The 16,101-nt window shown below is 72.1% G+C and carries 16 protein-coding genes, 1 tRNA gene and 1 riboswitch; of the genes, 8 read left to right on the top strand and 9 right to left on the bottom strand.

Annotated features, from left to right (window positions below):
- Window positions 1-81: 81 nt before the first annotated feature.
- A tRNA-Thr gene (locus ACPZVR_RS24330) sits at window positions 82-154 on the bottom strand.
- 42 nt (window positions 155-196) lie between these two features.
- Complete coding sequence (pdxY, locus tag ACPZVR_RS24325) at window positions 197-1,060, bottom strand: pyridoxal kinase PdxY (RefSeq protein WP_436702272.1); 864 nt, start codon at window positions 1,058-1,060, stop codon at window positions 197-199.
- A gap of 127 nt (window positions 1,061-1,187) precedes the next feature.
- Here pdxY and ACPZVR_RS24320 point away from each other — a divergent pair, with 127 nt between their 5' ends.
- Both ACPZVR_RS24320 and ACPZVR_RS24315 read left to right on the top strand, forming a co-directional pair.
- Complete coding sequence (locus ACPZVR_RS24320) at window positions 1,188-2,855, top strand: GMC family oxidoreductase (protein ID WP_436702271.1); 1,668 nt, start codon at window positions 1,188-1,190, stop codon at window positions 2,853-2,855.
- Window positions 2,852-4,414, top strand: a complete 1,563-nt coding sequence (locus tag ACPZVR_RS24315; RefSeq protein WP_436702270.1) for a succinic semialdehyde dehydrogenase — start codon at window positions 2,852-2,854, stop codon at window positions 4,412-4,414. The genes ACPZVR_RS24320 and ACPZVR_RS24315 overlap by 4 nt, the downstream gene beginning before the upstream one ends.
- 32 nt (window positions 4,415-4,446) lie before the next feature.
- Here the strand turns inward: ACPZVR_RS24315 and ACPZVR_RS24310 are convergent, their stop codons facing one another.
- Window positions 4,447-4,890: an Hsp20/alpha crystallin family protein gene (locus ACPZVR_RS24310; protein ID WP_436702269.1), complete on the bottom strand. Its 444-nt coding sequence runs from the start codon at window positions 4,888-4,890 to the stop codon at window positions 4,447-4,449.
- 87 nt (window positions 4,891-4,977) lie between these two features.
- Between ACPZVR_RS24310 and ACPZVR_RS24305 the strand changes: the two genes are divergently transcribed.
- Entirely contained in the window at window positions 4,978-5,277 is a 300-nt protein-coding gene (locus ACPZVR_RS24305) for a MerR family transcriptional regulator (RefSeq protein WP_436702268.1), read from the top strand.
- Here the strand turns inward: ACPZVR_RS24305 and ACPZVR_RS24300 are convergent.
- From ACPZVR_RS24300 to ACPZVR_RS24275, 6 genes are all read right to left on the bottom strand, one after another.
- Entirely contained in the window at window positions 5,265-6,053 is a 789-nt protein-coding gene (locus ACPZVR_RS24300; RefSeq protein WP_436702267.1) for a dioxygenase family protein, read from the bottom strand. The genes ACPZVR_RS24305 and ACPZVR_RS24300 overlap by 13 nt on opposite strands.
- An 81-nt stretch (window positions 6,054-6,134) precedes the next feature.
- Window positions 6,135-6,833, bottom strand: a complete 699-nt coding sequence (locus ACPZVR_RS24295; protein WP_436702266.1) for a uracil-DNA glycosylase — start codon at window positions 6,831-6,833, stop codon at window positions 6,135-6,137.
- Window positions 6,834-7,084: 251 nt separating this feature from the next.
- Window positions 7,085-8,521 (bottom strand): pyridoxal phosphate-dependent decarboxylase family protein, encoded by a 1,437-nt coding sequence (locus ACPZVR_RS24290; RefSeq protein ID WP_436702265.1) that lies wholly within the window; start codon window positions 8,519-8,521, stop codon window positions 7,085-7,087.
- Entirely contained in the window at window positions 8,502-9,818 is a 1,317-nt protein-coding gene (locus ACPZVR_RS24285) for an MFS transporter (RefSeq protein ID WP_436702264.1), read from the bottom strand. Before ACPZVR_RS24285 ends, ACPZVR_RS24290 begins: the two co-directional genes overlap by 20 nt.
- Window positions 9,815-10,939, bottom strand: a complete 1,125-nt coding sequence (locus ACPZVR_RS24280) for an alpha/beta fold hydrolase (RefSeq protein ID WP_436702263.1) — start codon at window positions 10,937-10,939, stop codon at window positions 9,815-9,817. The genes ACPZVR_RS24285 and ACPZVR_RS24280 overlap by 4 nt, the downstream gene beginning before the upstream one ends.
- Before the next feature lie 28 nt (window positions 10,940-10,967).
- Window positions 10,968-12,392, bottom strand: a complete 1,425-nt coding sequence (locus tag ACPZVR_RS24275; RefSeq protein ID WP_436702262.1) for an alpha,alpha-trehalose-phosphate synthase (UDP-forming) — start codon at window positions 12,390-12,392, stop codon at window positions 10,968-10,970.
- 132 nt (window positions 12,393-12,524) lie between these two features.
- Between ACPZVR_RS24275 and napA the strand changes: the two genes are divergently transcribed.
- The 5 genes from napA (at window position 12,525) to ACPZVR_RS24250 (ending at window position 16,096) form a co-directional block, all read left to right on the top strand.
- Entirely contained in the window at window positions 12,525-12,824 is a 300-nt protein-coding gene (napA, locus tag ACPZVR_RS24270) for a nucleoid-associated protein NapA (protein ID WP_436702261.1), read from the top strand.
- A gap of 8 nt (window positions 12,825-12,832) precedes the next feature.
- A complete protein-coding gene (locus tag ACPZVR_RS24265) occupies window positions 12,833-13,354 on the top strand; it encodes a LytR C-terminal domain-containing protein (RefSeq protein WP_436702260.1) in 522 nt (173 codons plus the stop codon).
- A gap of 23 nt (window positions 13,355-13,377) precedes the next feature.
- Entirely contained in the window at window positions 13,378-14,229 is an 852-nt protein-coding gene (gene otsB / locus ACPZVR_RS24260) for a trehalose-phosphatase (RefSeq protein WP_436702259.1), read from the top strand.
- 99 nt (window positions 14,230-14,328) lie between these two features.
- Window positions 14,329-14,474: riboswitch (SAM riboswitch) on the top strand.
- Between the two features lie 10 nt (window positions 14,475-14,484).
- Entirely contained in the window at window positions 14,485-15,771 is a 1,287-nt protein-coding gene (gene thrC, locus ACPZVR_RS24255) for a threonine synthase (protein WP_436702258.1), read from the top strand.
- Window positions 15,772-15,817: 46 nt separating this feature from the next.
- Entirely contained in the window at window positions 15,818-16,096 is a 279-nt protein-coding gene (locus ACPZVR_RS24250) for a MoaD/ThiS family protein (protein WP_436702257.1), read from the top strand.
- The last annotated feature ends 5 nt before the right edge of the window (window positions 16,097-16,101 follow it).

The following is a 16,101-nucleotide window of genomic DNA, read 5'->3' as shown; positions in this document are numbered from 1 at the left end:
GGACCCACACCGAAAAAGCAATGAGCCCAAACCCACAACCGTGGGTCCAGGCCATGCCGATGTCCCGAGACATCACATGGGAGCCGGTGACAGGATTCGAACCCGCGACATCCTCTTTACAAGAGAGGCGCTCTACCAACTGAGCTACACCGGCGTGCACCGCGAGGGCGCGCGGGCAATCCTAGTCAGCCACCGCTCACCGCAGCCGGGTGACCTCGAACCGCTCGTCCGGCACGGCGATGGCGTCCTGGGCCGCGATCAGGCGCAGCTCCCGCTCGCCCGACTCCAGGGTGGCGGCCAGCACGTCGTAGACCGACGCGACGGTGCGCCCGAGCGCCACGGCGGCGGAGCCGGTGGTGTGCAGGTGGGCGGTGAAGAGGGCGGCGGTGATGTCGCCGGAGCCGTTGGCCTTCATGGGCAGGCGCGGGGTCTGCACGATCCACGCGCCGTCGCCGGTGACGGCGACCATCTCGATCACGTCGGCGGGGGCGCCGGCGCGCTCGACGGAGGTGATCAGCACGGTCGAGGGGCCGAGGGCGCGCACCTCGTCGGCGGCGGCGAGCACGTCCTCGATCGGCGACGGCCCGCCGAGGGCGTCACGGCCGGTGATGAAGCCGAGCTCGAACTGGTTGGGCGTGAGGATGTCGGCGACCGGCACCACCTCGCTGCGGATGATCGGCGGGATCTCGGGGTTCACGAAGCAGCCGGACTTGGCGTTGCCCATGACCGGGTCGCAGGTGTAGGTCGCCGCGGGGTTGGCCGCCTTGACCCGGCGGACCGCGTCGACGATCACCGACGCGACGGCGGGGGAGCCCTGGTAGCCGGAGAGCACGGCGTCGCAGGAGGGCAGGACGCCGCGCTCCTCGATGCCGGTGATCACCTCGCCGACGTCGGCGGGGTCGAGCAGCGGGCCGCGCCAGGCGCCGTACCCGGTGTGGTTGGAGAAGTGGACGGTGAACACCGGCCACACCTCGTGCCCGAGGCGCTGCAGCGGGAAGACCGCCGCGGAGTTGCCGACGTGGCCGTAGGCGACCGAGGACTGGATGGACAGGATCCGCACCGCACCATCCTCCCGCGCCGCCGCCGGATTGAGAAAGTGAAACCCTTTCGTGTCGAAACTAGAACGCGTTACAGTGGCCCGGCCGGGCCCCGACGACCCCGGTCACTCGAGCGAAGGATGGGAACCGATGGCGAAGCGCGCGGCAGGTGGCAACCTGCGCAGCAACGAGGCCGACTATGTGGTGGTCGGCTCCGGCAGCTCCGGGTCGATCGTGGCCGGGCGGCTCGCCCAGTCCGGTGCGAGCGTGATCCTGATCGAGGCCGGCAAGTCCGACGACAAGGGCATGCACGGCTACTTCACGAAGAAGCCCGGCATGATCGGCCCGATGCACTCCGAGCCCAAGCTCGAGAGGCTCTTCGACTGGGGCTACCGCTCCGTCCCGCAGCCCGGCCTCGACGGCCGCCGGATGCCGGCCCCGCGCGGCAAGGTCGTGGGCGGGTCGAGCTCGGTCAACGGCATGGTCTACGTGCGCGGCAACCGCGCCAACTACGACTCCTGGGCGGCCGAGGGCAACACCGGCTGGGACGCCGACAGCGTCAACGCGGCGTTCAAGCGCTACGAGGACTTCGAGGACGGTGAGAACGCCTACCGCGGCGCGGGCGGGCCGATCAAGATCACCCGCAACAAGACGCCGCAGGAGGGCACCCTCCAGTTCATCCAGGCCACCGCCGACACTCTCGGCGTCAAGGTCCTCGACGACTACAACGCCGCCGAGCAGGAGGGTATCGCCCGGATGCAGCAGAACACCGCTGACGGGCTGCGCTACTCCTCCTCGCGCGGGTACGTCCACCACCTCGCGCCGCCGACCCTCGAGCTGCAGACCGAGGTCCACGTCGCCAAGGTCGTCATCGAGAACGGCCGGGCCACCGGCGTGGAGGTCATCGACCAGGGCAAGCGCGGGGGCACCCGCCGGTTCATCCGGGCCGGCAAGGAGGTCGTCCTCTCGGCCGGGTTCGCCAACTCCCCGCAGCTCCTCATGCTCTCGGGCATCGGTCACGCCGACCACCTCGCGTCGGTCGGCATCGACTGCGTCGCCGACCTCCCCGTGGGCGACAACCTGCACGACCACCTGTTCCACCCGATGTCGTTCCACGTGCCGAGCGTCCAGTACCGCGGCAACGCCTGGACCTTCTTCAAGGGCATGGCCAAGGACCTCACCCGCGGCGGCTCGTTCCTCGACAACTCGGTGTTCGAGTCCGTCGGGTTCGTGCGGACCTCGGCCGCCACCGACGTCCCCGACCTGCAGCTGCACATGCTGCCGTGGGCCTACCCGAGCCCCAACCAGGACGAGCCGATCCGCCACATCCCCGACGGACGCCCGTCGCTGACGGTGTTCTCGACGCTGATCTATCCCAAGAGCCGCGGCACGCTGCGCCTGGCGTCGGCCGACCCGACGGCCGCGCCGCTGATCGACTACGGCTTCTTCACCGACCCGGCCGACGTCGAGGTGCTCGCCGAGGGCACGGAGATGATCCGCGAGATCATGGCGTCCGCCGCGTTCGGCGGCGGCGTCAAGGAGGAGATCCACCCCGGACCGTCGATCCCCAACGGCGCGGAGCTGCGGGTCGCTCTCAAGAACCGCTCCACCTCGGTCTACCACGGTGTCGGCACCTGCCGGATGGGCGTGGACGAGCGTGCCGTCGTCACCCCGGACCTCAAGGTCCGCGGCATCGAGGGCCTGCGCGTCGCGGACGCCTCGATCATGCCGAGCATCACCGGCGGCAACACCAACGCGCCGTGCTACATGATCGGGGAGAAGGCGGCCGAGCTCATCCTGGGCGGAGTGACGTGGTGAGTACGACGACGCGCCCGGCCTCGGTCACCGACGAGCTGCTCGAGCGCCTCGTCGCGCGGGTGCCCGGCCGGTCCGGCGCCACGTGGAAGCTCACCGAGGTCTACACCGGCGAGGTGCTCGTCGAGCTGCCGCAGTCGACGCCCGAGGACATCGAGGACGCGTTCGCCAGGGCCCGTGCCGCCCAGGCGCTGTGGGCGCAGTGGCCCGTCGCGAAGCGGCTGGAGGTCTTCGACCGCGCCCACACGCTGCTCGTCGACAACGCCCACACCACCGCCGACCTGATCCAGGTGGAGAGCGGCAAGAACCGGCGGATGGCCATCGAGGAGACCTGCGACCCGCCGATGGTGATGTCCTACTACCTCAAGCGCGCCAAGCGGCTGCTCGCGCCCAAGAAGCACGGCGGCCCGGTGCCGGTCGTGTCCGGCTCGACCGAGATCCGCGTGCCCAAGGGCGTCGTCGGCATCATCGCGCCGTGGAACTTCCCGTTCGCCACGGGTCTCTCCGACGCGATCCCCGCGCTCATCGCCGGCAACGCCGTGGTCGTGAAGCCGGACAACAAGACCGCGCTGTCGCCGCTCTACGGCATCTCGCTGCTCGAGGAGGCGGGCCTGCCGAAGGGGCTGTTCCAGGTCGTGTGCGGCGAGGGCCCCGACGTCGGCCCGACCCTGATCGACAACGCCGACTACGTCATGTTCACCGGCTCCACTGCGACCGGTCGCGTGATCGGCGAGCGCGCGGGCCGCAACCTGATCGGCTGCTGCCTCGAGCTCGGCGGCAAGAACCCGATGATCGTGCTCGACGACGTGAACGTCGAGGAGTGGGTGGAGGGGACCACCTTCGGCGTCTTCGGCAACACCGGCCAGATCTGCATGCACATCGAGCGGATCTACCTCCCCGAGAGTCGGTACGACGAGCTCCGGTCCGCCTTCGTCGAGCGGGCCGCGAACCTGCGGATCGGCGCGGCGTACGACTTCGGGCCCGAGATCGGCTCCCTGGTCAGCCCCGAGCACCGCGACCGCGTCGCCTCCCACGTCGAGGACGCCGTCGCGAAGGGCGCCACCGTGCTGACCGGCGGCCGGGCGCGGCCCGACATCGGCCCGGCCTTCTTCGAGCCGACGGTGCTCGAGGGCGTCACCAAGGACATGCTCGCCGGCCACACCGAGACCTTCGGCCCGGTGGTCGCGCTGTACCCGTACCGCACCGTCGACGAGGCGATCCGCCTCGCCAACGACACCGACTACGGCCTCAACGCCTCGGTGTGGAGCGGCGACCTCGCCCGCGCGGAGGCGGTGGCGGCGCGGATCGAGTCGGGCAACGTCAACATCAACGACGCGCTCGCGACGGCGTACGCCTCCAAGGGGTCGCCGTCGGGCGGCGTGAAGAAGTCCGGCGTCGGGGCCCGCCACGGCGACCAGGGCCTGCTGAAGTACACCGACGCCAAGAACGTCGCGGTGCTGAAGAAGCAGGTCATGGGACCTCGCCCCGGTCAGGACTACGACGCCTACGTCAAGCAGATGCTGAGCTCGCTGAAGCTGATGCGGAGGCTCCGCGTCCGCTGAGCGTGTCCGCCGACGCGGAGCCTCCCGGCCGGTCAGGCCTCGATCGCCTCGCGGTCGCCCGCGGGGGAGGTGCCGCTGATCTCGATCCGGCGCGGCTTCGCCTTCTCGGCCACGGGGATGACCAGGCGCAGCACGCCGTTCTCGTAGGCCGCCTCGATCCGCTCGAGGTCGAGGTTGTCGCCCAGGACGAGCTGGCGCGAGAACTGGCCGTGGGTCCGCTCGGACGCCAGCCGCTGCCAGTCGCCGTTGCCGGCGACCCGCTCGGCCTTGATCGTCAGCACGTTCCGCTCGACGTCGATGTCGATGCTCTCCTTGCTGATGCCGGGCAGGTCGAACTCGAGCACGAACTGCTCGCCCTGGCGCCAGGCGTCCATCGGCATCACGGCCGGCCGGTTCGTCGTACCGAGTCCGGCGCCGAGGAGCTGACCGGCGAGCCGGTCGAAGTCACGGAACGGGTCGGTGGTACGCAGCAACATGACAGGTTCCTCCTTCGGGATTCGCCGGCACCGGTCGTGCCGGGCGGTGCGTTGATCTGCAATGACTGTTATAGATAATCTGTTCCCGTGAATCAAGGGCATCCGGAGGACAGGAGTGGACGCACGCACGGCGTCTTCGCCATCTCGGTCGCGGCCGAGATGACCTCGCTGCAGATCCAGAACCTCCGGGTCTACGAACGGCGCGGACTGCTCGCTCCCGCCCGCAGCGAGGGTGGGACCCGGCTCTACAGTCGCGCCGACATCGAGACGCTGCACCGCATCCGCGACCTGCTCGCCGAGGGCCTCAACCTCGCCGGCATCGCCCGGGTCCTCGAGCTCGAGGCCGAGGTGGCCCACCTGCGGGCGCGGCTGGCTCAGGCGACCTGAAGGCTGCGCTTCGACAGCCCCATCCAGAAGCCGTCGATGACCTGCTCGCCCGGCTCGGTGGGGTCGGTCGCGGCGCCGAGGGTGACGAACAGCGGCGTGTAGTGCTCGACGGTCGGGTGCGCGAAGGGCATGCCGGGCGCGGCCGAGCGGTAGGACGCCAGGCCGTCGACATCGCCCCGGGCCATCGCCTCGCCGGCCCAGGCGTCGAAGTCGGTCGACCAGCCGGGGGCGTCGGCGTCGATCCGCCAGGACGTCAGGAAGGGCAGGCCGTGGGTGAGGAAGCCGGAGCCGATGACCAGCACGCCCTCGTCGCGCAGCGGCCGGAGCCGGCGGCCGATCTCCATCAGCCGGCCCGGGTCGTGGGTGGGGAGGGACATCTGCAGGACCGGGATGTCGGCATCGGGGTACATGATCCGCAGCGGCACCCAGGCGCCGTGGTCGAGCCCCCGTGAGGTGTGCTGGTGGACCGGCTCGGTGCGCGGCATCATCGCGGCGACGCGGGCCGCGAGCGACGTGGCGTCGGGTGTCTCGTAGGTCATCCGGTAGTACTTCGGCGCGAAGCCGCCGAAGTCGTAGACCAGGGGCGCGCCGCTCGCGGTGAGGGACAGCGGTGCCGACTCCCAGTGCGCGCTGACGATGAGGATCGCTGTGGGGCGGGGCAGGTCGCCCGCCCAGGCGGCGAGCTGGCCGGACCACACCGGGTCGTCGAGGAGCGGGGGAGCGCCGTGCCCGAGGTAGAGGGCCGGCATCCGGGTGCTGGTGTCCGTCATGGTCATGCCCATCTCAATAGTTGAGAGTTCAACTATATTCCTCCGCGGCCCGAACGGCAACCGGCGAGTGCGGTCGGCCGCGGCCGTTCAGGCGGGCAGGGTCCAGTCGACGGGCTGACCGCCGCGCTCGGCGAGCAGCGCGTTGACCCGGCTGAACGGACGCGACCCGAAGAACCCGCGCGAGGCCGACAGCGGCGAGGGGTGCGGGGACTCGACCGAGGGGATGGGGCCGAGATGCGCCTTGAGCGTCTGCGCGTCCCGACCCCACAGGATCGCCGCGATCGGGGCACCCGCCTCGGCCCGCCGTACGACGGCCTGGATCGCGCACGCCGTGACGTGCTCCCAGCCCTGGCCGCGGTGCGAGCCCGGCTCCCCGGGCCGCACGGTCAGCACCCGGTTGAGCAGCATGACGCCCTGCTCGGTCCACGCCGTGAGGTCGCCGTGACCGGGAGACACGAAGCCGACGTCGTTGGCCAGCTCCTGGTAGATGTTGACCAGGCTGCGCGGGATCGGGCGCACGCCGCGGTCGACCGCGAAGCTCAGGCCGATCGGGTGGCCCGGGGTCGGGTACGGGTCCTGGCCGACGACGAGGACGCGGACCTCGGCGAGGGGGCGGCGGAAGGCCCGGAAGACGTGGTCGCCGGCCGGCAGGTACGCGCGGCCCGCGGCGATCTCGGCGCGGAGGAACCGGCCCAGCGCGGCGACCCGGTCCTCGACCGGCGCCAGCGCCTCGGCCCAGTCGGCGGCCATCAGGCCCTGGTCGACGAGTCCGGAGAGTGCACCCACGGCCGCACCCTATCCGTGGGCCGCGGGCCGGGTGGCGCCCCTCTCCCTCCCAGGGACGCCACCCGGCGGCGACATTGCTCCGACGCGGATCCCGGGCTCCTGGTCCTCCGGGGGCACCCGGCAGATGGGGTGCCGGACCCGGTGGGGCTCCCTCCAGCGGCGTCGAGGTCCGCGTCGGTAGTGAGGAATCTACGCAGCGCGGCCGGGGCGGCGGATCGGGAACGCGGCCGGGACCGGTTAGTCCTTTGGGACTATGTCCCGGGCACGACCGGACGCGCCAGGCGGTCCAGGAAGGCGACCAGGACGGCCTCGCGCAGCCGTGGGGGAGCGACGTCGAGCAGGGCGTTGACCGGTGCCATCCGCTCCGGCAGGCCGAGCCCGCCGTCCTCGCCCGCGAGCCCGCCGGCCGCGAGCAGGAGGTCGAACTCGGCATCGCCGAGCGTCGCGGGGTCGAGGGTCGACAGCAGCTCCGCGACGCCGGGGTCGACCGGCACCGGACCCGCCGCGCGGGCCGCCGCGACGGACGCCCCCAGCGCGGCCAGGAAGTCCGCCGGGTCGGTGGCCGCGCTGATCGCGACGTGCAGCGAGGGCGACCGGTCGCCGTAGGACAGCTGCGGCTGGACGAACCAGCCGCGCGCCGCCATCTCGTCGCACACCGTGAACACGTCGAGCGGCCCGTCGGCGACCGCCGCGACCAGCGTCGAGTCCGGTACGGCGACCAGGGCCAGTCCGTCGAGCGCGGAGATCCCCGCGGCGATCGCGTCGGTCGCGCCCAGCGCCCGCTCGGCGAGGGAGAGGTAGCCGGTGTCGCCGATCGCGCGCACCGTGGCCCACGCGCCGGCGGTCGGACCACCCGATCGCGTCGACTGCATCGTCGCGTTGAGCATCGTGTAGCCCGGCCAGCCGGCGTGCGCGAAGTACTGCGGCCGCCGCAGGGCCGGGTCGCGGTGCAGCAGCAGGGAGGCGCCCTTCGGTGCGTAGGCGTACTTGTGCAGGTCCGCCGAGATGGACGTGACTCCCTCGACCGCGAAGGTCCACGGCGGGACCGGGCGGCCCAGCCGCGCGGCGTAGGGCAGCACCCAGCCGCCGATGCACGCGTCGACGTGGCAGCGCACGCCGCGGGACAGCGCCGCCGCGGCGATCTCGGGAACCGGGTCCACCACCCCGTCGGCGTACGACGGCGCGCTGGCCACCACCAGGACCGTGGTGTCGTCGATGGCGGCCGCCATCGCCGCGGCGTCCGCACGACGGTCCGCCCCCGCCGGGACGACGACCACGCGGACGCCGAAGTAGTGCCCCGCCTTGTGGAAGGCCGCGTGCACCGTGTCGGGCACGACGATGGACGGCGACGTCACGTCCGGACGGGAGTCCCGCGCTCCCTGCACCGCGAGCAGGCACGACTCCGTGCCGCCCGAGGTCAGCGTCCCGACCATCGTCGCCGGCCCGTCGACCAGCGAGCGGGCGAAGGCGACCAGGTCGTTCTCCATGGCGAGCAGGCTGGGGAACGCCGTGGGGTCCAGGCCGTTGCTGCCCGCGAAGGCGGCGACCGCCTCCCGCGCCAGCGCGTCGACCTCGGCCAGGCCGGCGTCGTAGACGTAGGCGAGCGTGCGACCGCCGTGGACCGGCAGGTCGTCGGCCTGGAGCGCGGCGAGCCGCGCGCGGATCTCCTCAGGCGTCGGCTGGGACATCGGGTCGGTCGACCTCCTCCTCGTCGAGGGCGTAGCCGCGCAGCCACCACAGGCTGGCGAGCACGAGCAGCGCGGGCAGGACCGAGAACCCGAGGGTGATCGCGGTGACCGCGGAGTCCGGCTGGACGACGTCGCCGCTGTCGCTGGACCGGTAGGACCCGAGCGCCAGCACGACCGCGAACAGGCCCGGCCCCAGCGCGAGGCCGAGGGTCTCGCCCGCCGTCCAGACCCCGGTGTAGACGCCGATCCGCGAGGAGCCGGTACGCCGCGCGTCGATGGCTGCGGCATCCGGGAGCATCGCCATCGGGAACACCTGCACGCCGGCGTACCCGACGCCCACCAGGCCGACCGCGGCGAACACGACGGCGGCCGGCGCGTGCCCGGCGAGGACCGCCAGCGCGGCGCCGGCGGCGAGCACGAGCGAGGAGGTCACATAGCCCCGCTTCTTGCCGACCCGGCGACCGAGCGCGGCCCACGCGGGGGTCAGCAGCAGCGCCGGCCCGACGAAGCAGACGAACAGGATCGTCGCCGCGCCGTCGCGCTCGAGGACGTCCCCGGCCAGGTAGTCGACGCCGGCGAGCATGCAGCCGGTCGCGAGCGCCTGCACCACGAAGGTCACCAGCAGCAGCCGGAAGTCGCGCGCGGCCGCCACCAGCCGGAGCTGGTCGCGCAGCGTGCCCGGCCCCGGGGCGACGTCGCGGACCGTGCTCGCACGGGTGCCGTGGTAGGCGAGCAGCGCGCCGGTGACGATGACGGCCGCCATCGCCAGGCCCATCACGCGGTAGCCGTCGCGCCCGCCGATCGCGTCCCGGATGGCCGGAGCGCTGGCCCCGGCGAGCAGGATGGTGAAGGCCAGGATCGCGACGCGCCAGGTCATCAGCCGGGTGCGCTCGGCGTAGGAGTCGGTGATCTCGGCCGGCATCGCGACATAGGGCACCTGGAAGAAGGCGTACGCCGTCGCGCAGGCCAGGAACGCCACCAGCACCCAGGCCGCGTCGAAGGCACGGGACCCGACGTCGGGGCCCGCGAACAGCAGCGCGAAGCACACGCCGAGCACCACGCCGGCGCGCAGCAGCCACGGCCGCCGCGGCCCGCGCGGGTCCACCGTCCGGTCGCTGATCCGTCCGGCGACGGGGTTGAGGACGACGTCCCATGCCTTCGGGAGGAAGACGATCGCCCCCGCCAGCAGCGCGGGGACGGCGAGGGTGTCGGTGAGGTACGGCAGGAGCATCAGGCCGGGGACGGTCCCGAAGGCGCCGGTCGCGACCGACCCGGCGCCGTACCCGATCCTGCTCAACCCACCGGCTGGCTGTCGGTCGACCACTGGGTGATCCACTCGTCCATCGCCAGCCAGGTGGTGGTGCGCGCGGCGCGGCCGGTGAGCATCCCGAGGTGGCCGCCGGGGACGACCTCGAAGCGCACCTCCTCGGCCTTCGTCAGCAGCGGGACGACCGCCTGCACCGACGGCACCGGCGCGATCCCGTCGCCCGCGCCCCCGAACACCAGCACCGGGACGGTGATCTCGCCGAGGTCGATGGTCCGGTCGTCGAGCTCGAAGGTGCCGCCGGCGAGCTGGTTGCCCTTCGCGAAGCGGTGGTAGAGCTGCCCGAACGTGCGGCCCGGGTAGGCGATCATGTTGGCCGTGAAGTGGTCGACCGCCTCGACCTGCGCCAGGAACTCGCGGTCGTCGACGTGGGTCGCCAGCGCGATCGGCTTGGTGACCAGCTTCTGGAAGGCGGTGAGCTGGAAGGCCCACTTCACGAGGGGCTTGGGCGCGCCGCCGAGCATCTGGTAGCCACGGGTGATCGGCCCGGGGCCGTTGAACAGGTTGAGGAGCGGGCGGAACGGCGCGAGGAGCGGGACCTGCGCGATGTCGATCGGCGAGCCGACGACGGTCAGCGAGGCGACGGGCAGGTCGCCCGAGCGCTGGTCGGCCAGCGTCAGCAGGGAGAAGATGCCGCCGAGCGACCAGCCGATCACGTGCACCGGTCGGCCGCCGGCATGGGCCGACACCTCGCGGATCGCGGTCGGCACCACCTCGTCGACCCAGTGCTCCATGCCCAGGTTGCGGTCGCGGAAGGAGACCTCGCCGTACTCCACGAGGTACGTCGGGCGTCCCTCGGTGACGAAGTGCTCCACCAGCGAGCAGCCGCGGCGCAGGTCGTAGCAGCTCGACGGCGCGGCGAGCGGGGTCACCAGCAGGACCGGGTCGCCGTGCTCCTGGACGTGGCCCGCGGGCCGGTAGTGGTAGACCTCGCGCAGCATCCCGTCGTCGATGAGCGTGCGCGGCATCGGCCGCAGGTCGGCCACGCCGCCGTAGAGCAGCTTGTGCGCGACATTGCTCGCGGCGGCAGCGACCTGGTCCGGGGCGGGGAGCAGGCCGGCGCCCGGCAGGGAGCGCAGGGGCACCAGGTCCATGGCCGAACGCTACCGCGCGGTAGCGGGTTCAGGAGCGTGTCGCCGGTCGCACCGTCTTGGTGTGGCTGTGGACCTCGTCCTCCAGCTCGGTCATGAAGCTGTCGGCCCATGCCTTCACGTCGTGCTGGGCGATCTGGCGGCGCATCGCCTTCATCCGCCGGGTCAGCTCCTTCGGCTCGGCCCGGTAGGCCTCGAGCAGCGCGGCCTTCATCCCGTTCATGTCGTAGGGGTTGACCAGCCACGCCTGGCGCAGCTCGTCGGCCGCCCCCGCGAACTCGGAGAGCACGAGCGCGCCGTCGTCCTCGACCCGGCAGGCGACGTACTCCTTGGCGACGAGGTTCATCCCGTCGCGGTACGGCGTCACGACCATGACGTCGGCGGCGCGGTAGAGCGCGGCCATCTCCTCGCGCGGGTACGACGTGTGCAGGTAGCTCACCGCCGGCCGGCCGATCCGGCCGAGGTCGCCGTTGAGCCGGCCGACGAGGCGTTCGATGTCGTCGCGCAGGTTGCGGTAGTGCTCCACCCGCTCGCGCGAGGGCACGGCCACCTGGACGAACACCGCGTCGTCGACGGTGAGCGCGCCGTCGCGGATCAGCTCGCCGAAGGCGCGCAGCCGGGCGTAGATGCCCTTGGTGTAGTCGAGCCGGTCGATGCCCAGGAAGATCTGGCGCGGGTTGCCCAGGGCCTCGCGGATCGCCGCGGCGCGCTCCGCGACCGCCTCGGACCGGGCCAGCTCCTCGAAGCCGGCGGCGTCGATCGAGATCGGGAACGCCGCGGCCCGGACGGTGCGGCCGTCGGGCAGGTAGACGAGGTCGCGGTGGGTCTTGTGGCCGACGCGCTGGCGGACCAGCCGGATGAAGTTCTGCGCGGCGCCGGGCAGCTGGAAGCCGACCAGGTCGGCACCCAGCAGGCCCTCGAGGATCTGTCGGCGCCAGGGCAGCTGCTGGAACAGCTCGCCCGGCGGGAACGGGATGTGCAGGTAGAAGCCGATCCGCAGGTCCGGGCGCAGCTCGCGCAACATCTGCGGCACCAGCTGCAGCTGGTAGTCGTGGACCCACACCGTCGCGCCGTCGTTGGCCAGCTCGGCGGCCCGCTCGGCGAAGCGCCGGTTGACCTTGACGTAGGTGTCCCACCACTCGCGGTGGAACTCCGGCTTCGCGACGACGTCGTGGTAGAGCGGCCAGAGCGTGCCGTTGGAGAAGCCCTCGTAGTGCTCCTCGATCTCCTCGGCCGACATCGCCAGCGGCACCAGGTCGAGCCCGTCGACCTTGAACGGCTTGAACTTCTGCGTGCCGCCCGGCCAGCCGACCCACACCCCGTCGTGAGCCCGCATCACCGGCTCGATCGCCGAGACCAGGCCGCCGGGGGACCGGCGCCAGCGCGCCTTGCCGTTGCGGTCGGTGACGCGGTCGACGGGGAGGCGGTTGGCGACGATCACAAGGTCATGGCCCACGACCCCACCCTAGTCAGGGGGATGGTCGCGGCTTCCCCCGCGCGGCCGAATGACATCGTTGTGATTCGGGGGTTACAGTACGAGTCAGAACACCTGTCGGCCTTCCCCCACCTGATGTGTCGAGGAGACCTCATGACCGCCGAGCGCAGCACCCAGGAGAACGCCACCGCGGCCGCTCCCGGCAGCCTCAGCGACCGCGACCGCGACATCCTCGAGTTCGAGCGCCAGTGGTGGAAGTACGCCGGCGCCAAGGAGAGCGCCGTGCGGGAGAAGTTCGACATGAGCGCCACCCGCTACTACCAGGTCCTCAACGCCCTCATCGACCGCCCGGAGGCCCTCGAGGCCGACCCGTTGCTCGTGCGCCGGCTCCGGCGGCTGCGCTCGCAGCGCCAGAGGCAGCGGTCGGCACGGCGCCTGGGGTTCGAGATCTGACCGGTCCGATGCCCACTCGCGACCACCACCAGCGCGGCGCCGTCCTGACGTCGCCCGTGGTGCTGCTCAGCATCGTCGCCGTCGTCCTCGCGGCCGTGGCCTTCGTCGCGACCCGCGACGGCGGCCCCGCCGAGCGGGACATCTCCGCCACCAAGGCGTCGGCCACCTCGACCGACGACGCCACCGACGAGCCGTCCGACGAGCCGAGCGCGCCGCCCACCGAGAAGGAGAAGCCGGCGCCGCCGCCCGTCGTGCGCGGCGAGCACTCGGTCGTGGTGTTCAACAACACCGCTATCCGCGGCCTCGCCGCCCGGGTGTCCGACAAGGTCCGCGACGCCGGCTGGAAGGTGGCCGCGGCCGACAACTGGTATGGCACCGTGCCCGCCACCACCGTCTACTTCCCCCGGGGCAAGAAGGCCGCCGCCCGGCAGCTCGCCCTCGACCTCGGGGTCGCCCGGGTCCTGCCCGCCGACACCGACAGCGACATGAGCGCCACCCACCTGACGGTCATCCTCACCGGCGAGCTCTGAGCGCGGCGTGATGGGATGGGGACGTGAGGTTCTCGTCCCGCGAGGGTGAACAGCGCTACGACGCCCTGGTGCGTGTCGCGCCGCGGACCGTCGTCGGCCTCGACTTCGACGGCACGCTGTCGCCGATCGTCGACGACCCCACCCAGGCTCACATCCATCCCGACGCGCCCGCGGTGCTGACGGCGCTGGCCGAGGAGGTCGCCGCGATCGCGGTCATCACCGGCCGGCCCGCCCGCCAGGCCCTCGACCTCGGCGGCCTGGAGGAGGTCGGCGACGCGCTCGCGGCCACCGGCAAGGAGCTCTTCGTCTTCGGCCAGTACGGCAACGAGCGCTGGACCTCCAGCCGGCGCCGGATCGTCGGCGCCCGGCCCCCGCGCGGCCTGGCGACCTTCGAGCGCGACCTGCCGCGGGCACTGCGCAGCGCGGGCGCCGGTGACGCCTACGTCGAGGACAAGGGGCTCGCCGTCGCCGTCCACACCCGGAGGCTGCCCGACCCCGAGGGCGCCTTCGACCGGCTGCTGCCGCCGCTGCGCGCGCTGGCCAGCCGGCACGGCCTGGTGTTGGAGCCGGGCCGCGCCGTGATCGAGGTGCGCTCGGCGGGCTCTCACAAGGGCATGGTCGTGCACCGGCTCGCCGCCGTCCTCGACGCCGAGGGCTTCCTGTTCGCGGGCGACGACCTGGGCGACGTCGAGGCGTTCGAGGCCGTCGAGGAGCTCGGCGAGCGCGGGCTCGCCCCCCTGCGGGTGTGCTCGGCGTCGGACGAGCAGAGCGCACTCGTCGCGCTCTCGGACGTGGTCGTGCCCGGCCCGGCCGGCGTCCTCGAGCTGCTCGGACGGTTCGCGGCCGACGCCCACGAACGCCGCCGCGACGACTGAGCGACCGCCCGCGCCGAGGATGTCCCAGATGGCGGACGGATGTCTCGGGATCCGGACATTCGATTGGGTGCCGGTGACCGGTCGCCCCTAGGCTGTGCGTGCTCATCCAGAGGGACTGAGGGAACGGCCCTGAGAAGTCCCGGCAACCGCCGCGAACTCCCGTCGGACACCTGCTCGCAGGAGTCCGACGTCGCGGAAACGGTGCCAAATCCGACCCGCGCGAGAGTCGCCGGGACAGATGAGAAGGAGGAATCCATGAGCGCCGTTGTGACCGAGTCCCCGGAGACGACGACCGAGGCGACGTCCGGCCTGCGCGAGGGCGCGTTCGGCAACGCCACCGCCCTCTCCTGTCGCGAGTGCGGCCACCAGGTCGCCCTGGGCCCGTTCTACGCATGTCCGGAGTGCTTCGGCCCGCTGGAGATCTCCTACGCCTTCCCGGCCGTCACCCGCGAGGAGATCGAGGCCGGCCCGCGCAACATCTGGCGCTACAAGGCGCTGCTGCCGGTCCCGGCCGACATCGAGACCAGCCCCAACACCGAGCCGGGCTTCACCCGCCTGCTCGACGCGACGAACCTGGCCGCCGAGCTCGGCATCGCGAAGCTCTGGGTCAAGGACGACTCGACCAACCCGACCAACTCCTTCAAGGACCGGGTCGTGGCCTGTGCGCTGAGTGCCGCCCGCGAGCTGGGCGCGACGACCTTCGCCTGCCCCTCGACCGGCAACCTCGCCAACGCGGTGGCCGCCGCCGGCGCCCGGGCCGGGATCAAGACCGTGGTCTTCATCCCGAGCAACCTGGAGACGCCCAAGCAGGTCAACTCCGCGATCTTCACCGAGAACCTCGTGGCCGTCGACGGCAACTACGACGACGTCAACAAGCTCGCCTCCGAGATCGCCGGCGAGGAGGAGGGCTGGGCGTTCGTCAACGTCAACGTGCGCCCCTACTACGCCGAGGGCTCCAAGACCCTGGGCTACGAGATCGCCGAGCAGCTCGGCTGGCGGCTGCCCGACCAGGTCGTCATCCCGGTCGCCTCCGGCTCGCAGCTGACCAAGGTCGACAAGGCCTTCCAGGAGCTGATCAAGCTCGGTCTCGTCGAGGACAAGCCGTACCGGATCTTCGGCGCGCAGGCCGAGGGCTGTGGCCCGGTCGCCACGGCCTTCAAGGCCGGCGTCGACGCGATCCGCCCCGTCAAGCCCGACACGATCGCCAAGAGCCTGGCCATCGGCAACCCGGCCGACGGCATCTACGTCCTCGACATCGCCCGCCGCACCGGCGGCGCCGTCGAGGAGGTCACCGACGAGGAGATCCGCGCGGGCATCGTGCTGCTCGCGCGCACCGAGGGCATCTTCACCGAGACGGCCGGCGGGACGACGACGGCGGTCACGAAGAAGCTCGTCGAGACCGGCCAGCTCGACCCGAGCCTCGAGACGGTCATCATCAACACCGGCCACGGCCTGAAGACCCTCGACTCGATCTCCGGCCAGGTCGGCCCGGCCGCGACGATCGCGCCGAGCTACGACGCCTTCAAGGCCACCGGCCTCTGACCAGCGCCTCCCTCACTCCACCTCGAACAGCAGAAACGAGCCCAGCATGAGCGTCCGCGTCCGGATCCCCACCATCCTGCGCACCTACACCGGCGGCGACTCCGAGGTCACCGCCGAGGGGGCCACCCTCGCCGAGGTGCTCGACGACCTCGACGCGAGCTTCGCGGGCATCAAGGGCCGGATCCTCGACGAGGACGGCAAGCTGCGCCGCTTCGTCAACGTCTACGTCAACAACGACGACGTGCGCTTCGAGCAGGACCTGGCCACGCCGACGCCGGACGGCGCCGAGGTCTCGGTCATCCCCGCCGTCGCCGGCGGCTGCTGAGCGCG

The sequence above is a fragment of the Nocardioides segetis genome (assembly GCF_051390595.1).
GTDB lineage: Bacteria > Actinomycetota > Actinomycetes > Propionibacteriales > Nocardioidaceae > Nocardioides.
This window is presented reverse-complemented; position numbering and strand designations above follow the sequence as displayed.

Coding starts and splice junctions, on each gene's coding strand:
- ACPZVR_RS24320 (WP_436702271.1), top strand. CDS start 1,188: ATGGCGAAGCGCGCGGCAGGTGGCAACCTGCGCAGCAACGAGGCCGAC.
- ACPZVR_RS24310 (WP_436702269.1), bottom strand. CDS start 4,890: ATGTTGCTGCGTACCACCGACCCGTTCCGTGACTTCGACCGGCTCGCC.
- ACPZVR_RS24300 (WP_436702267.1), bottom strand. CDS start 6,053: ATGACCATGACGGACACCAGCACCCGGATGCCGGCCCTCTACCTCGGG.
- ACPZVR_RS24290 (WP_436702265.1), bottom strand. CDS start 8,521: ATGTCCCAGCCGACGCCTGAGGAGATCCGCGCGCGGCTCGCCGCGCTC.
- ACPZVR_RS24280 (WP_436702263.1), bottom strand. CDS start 10,939: ATGGACCTGGTGCCCCTGCGCTCCCTGCCGGGCGCCGGCCTGCTCCCC.
- napA (WP_436702261.1), top strand. CDS start 12,525: ATGACCGCCGAGCGCAGCACCCAGGAGAACGCCACCGCGGCCGCTCCC.
- ACPZVR_RS24265 (WP_436702260.1), top strand. CDS start 12,833: ATGCCCACTCGCGACCACCACCAGCGCGGCGCCGTCCTGACGTCGCCC.
- thrC (WP_436702258.1), top strand. CDS start 14,485: ATGAGCGCCGTTGTGACCGAGTCCCCGGAGACGACGACCGAGGCGACG.
- ACPZVR_RS24250 (WP_436702257.1), top strand. CDS start 15,818: ATGAGCGTCCGCGTCCGGATCCCCACCATCCTGCGCACCTACACCGGC.